Annotated in this window: 1 pseudogene; it reads left to right on the top strand. The window is 41.8% G+C overall.

Going from position 1 to position 2,632, the window contains the following annotated elements:
- Positions 1–2,632: pseudogene (locus HMPREF1039_RS08140) on the top strand (hypothetical protein); the annotation flags it as partial.

The raw sequence follows: 2,632 nt of genomic DNA, 5'->3' as shown, positions 1-2,632 counted from the left end.
CAACTACGCTGAATGATACATTTGCCAAGAAAGACGCAAGCAATGTAACGGATGCTACTGCATGGGCAGGAAAACTCGGTACAGGAGAAGTTGAAGAAAACAACGCAAACCTTGTAACGGGTGGAAAAGTATATGCTGCAATTAAAGATAAAGCTGACAAGAGCGAACTGACAAATAAAGCCGATACTTCGCTTAATAACATTACCGAAGCCGGCAAGACAGTCATTAAAGACCTTGCTAAAGGTGCGGTAAAAGTTGCTGACGGAACTAACACAACAGTTACAACAGAAGACGGTAAAGACGGTAGCAAGACGTATAAAGTCAACGTCAGTGATGCAGACATCAAAAAAGCCGTAGCAAGTGACCTTAACAAGAAAGCAGATAAAGACGCAGGCAATATAGGTGATAAAGAAAGAACGGCATGGGCAAATAAACTCGGTACGGGAAAAGTGGAAGCGAATGACGCAAATCTTGTAACGGGTGGCACAGTTCAAGCTGCATTGAATCCGGTCAAGACACAAGCGGAAACAAATGCAACCAATATTACAGGATTGACTACTCGTGTAGGTAAAAATGAAAGTGACATCAAAACATTGCAAGGGGGATTTACTCTCCAAGATGCCAATAAGATAGTCGGTAAACAAACCGTCACAGCAGGAAGTATGGTAACGGTAACAGGAGATACATACGTTAAAGCAACAGTGAATGATAAAGGTCTGACACTGGGGCTTAATGAAGATGCTCTGAATAGCCAAATCAATACGCAGATTACAAGCAATAGCACCGTAACAGGGAAGATGTCTGCATGGAAACTCAAGGCTAACGGAGTGGACGGCGAAGGAACGGTGAATAATACGGATAACACCGTTACCTTTGATGCAGAAACAGATAAAGGACTGACCGTAAGCCGTGTCGGAAACACGATCAAGTACGGCATTAATGTAGACAGTTTAGCAAACAATATTACAAGTAATGTAGTGACGAACATTAACAATGGAAAAACTGCGATCACGAATATTTCTACGGGCTTTACCGTAAGTGATGGCAATAATAAGCCTGTGGATATGGCGATGACGAAGGATAAGAAACCGAATCTTCAATTTGTATCCAAAGACGAAAATACAGAAGTAACAGCAGAAAAGACAGACGACGGTACAAAAGTAACTATCGGACTTAGTGCAGCGGCACAACAAGGATTAGCTAACCAAGACTTGAACTTTGCCGGCAAGAACGGTACGGGTAAGGTTAACTTAAAGACGCAAACATTATCTATTACAGGTGATGCAGACGGTATTATTTCCACGACCGCAACAGGCCAAGGGCTATCCATGACGGTAGATAAAGAAAAATTGGCTTCTACCGTTACAAATACTATTAATAACAATACTAATGCAACGGCGATTACGAATATTTCTGCTAAGTTCTCTGTAACAGACGGTAAGAATACGAAAGCGGTTAACTTAGGCAAAGGCAAGAATAATAATGTCAAATTCGTGGGAGAAGCAGGGAAAATTAAGGTTGCTGTTGGCGGAGATAATGATGCCCCGACAGTAACCGTAACGGCAGATGCAGATCTTGGAAAAAATATAGATATCAGCGGTAATACGGCGATTACGAATATCAATAAAACGCTGAAAGCAGATAAAGCGACGGTAGTAGCAGGCGATTATGTCACCGTTACGACAACTCCTAATGCGGAAACAGGCAATACCTTTACTGTCAAAGGACCGAAGATAACAGGAGAAGGCAGTGTTAGCGTATCTGACATAAAAGAAGGCGGTAAGAAAGTCGGCTATAAGATTACCGGCAAGAACACGACCCTTGCAAAAGGGACAAGCGGACTTAGTGTAGCTGACGGAAAATTGAAATTAAATGTTGCCGACACAGATAATAATACCGTTACCGGCGAAGTAGACTTGAAGACGCTTGATTTGAGTGGAAATACAACGATCAATAATTTAGATACTAAGATAGAAAATATCACGAAAACCGGTGGATTGCTTGACAAGAAAGCAGATAAAGATGCAGGCAATATAGGTGATGTAGAAAGAACAGCATGGGCAACTAAACTCGGTACGGGTAAAGTGGAAGCGGATAATGCAAATCTTGTAACCGGTAAGACCGTCTATGATTTCGTGAATCCGGTTAAGACACAAGCGGAAACAAATAAAGCGGATATTGCGACTTTGCAAAAAGGCTTCACGCTGAAAGATAGCGGTACGGGAAGCACAACCGTTAAAGCGGAAAGTACGGTAACGGTAACAGGAGATACATACGTTAAAGCAACAGTGAATGATAAAGGTCTGACACTGGGGCTTAATGAAGATGCTCTGAACAGCCAAATCAATACGCAGATTACAAGTAATAGCACCGTAACAGGAAAGATGGATTCATGGCAATTAGCCGCAAAGTCCACTGATGATGGGGAAAAAATTGACAACACCAATAATAAAGCAGTGTTTGACGTAACAGAAGCAGATAAAGGATTGACTGTAACTCGTGACAAAAACACGATCAAGTACGGTATCGATGCAGATAAATTAGCTTCTACCGTTACAAACAGTATTAATAACACTACTAATGCAACGGCAATCACGAATATTTCCGCTAAGTTCTCTGTAACAGACGGTGC

It is taken from the genome of Megasphaera lornae (assembly GCF_000214495.1).
In the GTDB taxonomy this organism is placed as follows: domain Bacteria; phylum Bacillota; class Negativicutes; order Veillonellales; family Megasphaeraceae; genus Megasphaera; species Megasphaera lornae.
The sequence above is the reverse complement of the archived record's forward strand: the minus strand, read 5'-3'. Positions and strand labels throughout refer to the sequence as shown.